General features: G+C 47.6%; 2 rRNA genes (1 of these 2 cut by a window edge). Both read right to left on the reverse strand.

Going from position 1 to position 2,500, the window contains the following annotated elements:
- Nucleotides 1-55: 55 nt before the first annotated feature.
- Nucleotides 56-165: ribosomal RNA gene (gene rrf, locus HM985_RS16700) — 5S ribosomal RNA — on the reverse strand.
- A gap of 122 nt (nucleotides 166-287) precedes the next feature.
- Nucleotides 288-2,500, reverse strand: a 23S ribosomal RNA gene (locus tag HM985_RS16705) (it continues 613 nt past the right edge of the window).

Raw genomic sequence — 2,500 nt, forward strand, 5'->3', positions numbered from 1 at the left:
TAAAAAAGGATATAAAAGCAAAAAACCCTTACTAGTTATCTAGTAAGGGTTCTTAAAAAGGCGGCGACCTACTCTTCCACAGTAAAGTAGTACCATCGGCGCAAACGGGCTTAACTTCTCTGTTCGGAATGGTAAGAGGTGAGCCCCGTCGCTATAACCACCTTAAATTGTTATTCTGATCAAATCAGAACTTGGGTTGTTATAAATAATCAACACTAATATTGTTGACATATTGAAAAAATTACATGATATCAGTTAGTAACGTATACTTTTATAAAAAAACGCTGTACAATAAGCCTATGGGTTATTAGTACTACTTGGCTATGACATTACTGCCTTTACACCTATAGCCTATCAACGTGGTCATCTTCCACGACCCTTAAAAGAAATCTCATCTTGTGGTGGGTTTCGCGCTTATATGCTTTCAGCGCTTATCCCTTCCGAACGTAGCTACCCTGCAATGCTCCTGGCGGAACAACAGGTACACCAGAGGTTCGTCCAACTCGGTCCTCTCGTACTAGAGTCAGATCCACTCAAATTTCTAACGCCCACAGTAGATAGAGACCGAACTGTCTCACGACGTTCTGAACCCAGCTCGCGTGCCACTTTAATGGGCGAACAGCCCAACCCTTGGGACCTTCTCCAGCCCCAGGATGTGACGAGCCGACATCGAGGTGCCAAACCCCCCCGTCGATATGAGCTCTTGGGGGAGATCAGCCTGTTATCCCCGGAGTACCTTTTATCCTTTGAGCGATGGCCCTTCCATACGGAACCACCGGATCACTATGCTCTACTTTCGTACCTGATCGACCTGTATGTCTCTCAGTCAAGCTCCCTTATGCCATTGCACTCTACGCACGATTACCAACCGTGCTGAGGGAACCTTTAGAAGCCTCCGTTACTCTTTTGGAGGCGACCACCCCAGTCAAACTACCCACCAAGCACTGTCCCTGGTTAGAGGTTAGACTCTAGATAAGCAAAGGGTGGTATTTCAACAATGACTCACACACGCCTAGCGACGCATGATCGAAGTCTCCCACCTATCCTACACATTACTTATCCAAAGCCAATACTAAGCTATAGTAAAGGTTCACGGGGTCTTTTCGTCCCACTGCGGGTAATCGGCATCTTCACCGATACTACAATTTCACCGAGCTCATGGCTGAGACAGTGTCCAGATCGTTACACCATTCGTGCAGGTCGGAACTTACCCGACAAGGAATTTCGCTACCTTAGGACCGTTATAGTTACGGCCGCCGTTTACTGGGGCTTCATTTGAGATCTTCGAAGTAAACTTCTAAACCCTCCACTTAACCTTCCAGCACCGGGCAGGTGTCAGGCCCTATACATCATCTTTCGATTTAGCAGAGCCCTGTGTTTTTGATAAACAGTCGCCTGGACTTTTTCACTGCGGCCCCCCAGAAGGGGGCGACGCTTCTCCCGAAGTTACGCGTCCATTTTGCCTAGTTCCTTAGCCATGAATCTCTCGAGCACCTTAGAATTCTCATCCCAACTACCTGTGTCGGTTTAGGGTACGGGCTGCTTCACTCGCTTTTCTTGGAAGTCGATTTGCTAGATTATCACCTTGACCGAAGTCTCAGTGTACTATCGCGGTGTTACCACTCGCTTCAACGTACTATTCCGTCAGTACGCACTAACTTTTCGCCTCCGTCACTTTTAGTGTGAGCAGGTACAGGAATATTAACCTGTTGGCCATCCACTACCCCTTTCGGGTTCGCGTTAGGTCCCGACTAACCCTCAGCTGATTAGCATAGCTGAGGAAACCTTAGTCTTTCGGTGTGCGGGTTTCTCGCCCGCATTATCGTTACTTATGCCTACATTTTCTTTTGTAGCTTCTCCAGCAAGCCTCACGACTCACCTTCGACGACACTACAATGCTCCCCTACCACTTATTAATAAGTCCATAGCTTCGGTAATATGTTTATGCCCGATTATTATCCATGCCGAACCGCTCGACTAGTGAGCTGTTACGCACTCTTTAAATGAATGGCTGCTTCCAAGCCAACATCCTAGCTGTCTAAGCAGTTCAACCTCGTTTATTCAACTTAACATATATTTGGGGACCTTAGCTGATGGTCTGGGTTCTTTCCCTCTCGGACATGGACCTTAGCACCCATGCCCTCACTGCTGATTAACATTTTATAGCATTCGGAGTTTGTCAGGAATTGGTAGGCGGTGAAGCCCCCGCATCCAATCAGTAGCTCTACCTCTATAAAACTATAAATCAACGCTGCACCTAAATGCATTTCGGGGAGTACGAGCTATTTCCGAGTTTGATTGGCCTTTCACCCCTACCCACAGGTCATCCGAAGACTTTTCAACGTCAACCGGTTCGGGCCTCCACTGTATGTTACTACAGCTTCACCCTGCCCATGGGTAGATCACACGGTTTCGCGTCTACCACTACTAACTAAAGCGCCCTATTCAGACTCGCTTTCGCTACGGATCCGGACCTGAAGTCCTTAACCTTGCTAGCAAC

Origin of the sequence: Winogradskyella wichelsiae (genome assembly GCF_013403925.1) — a bacterium.
In the GTDB taxonomy this organism is placed as follows: Bacteria; Bacteroidota; Bacteroidia; order Flavobacteriales; family Flavobacteriaceae; genus Winogradskyella; species Winogradskyella wichelsiae.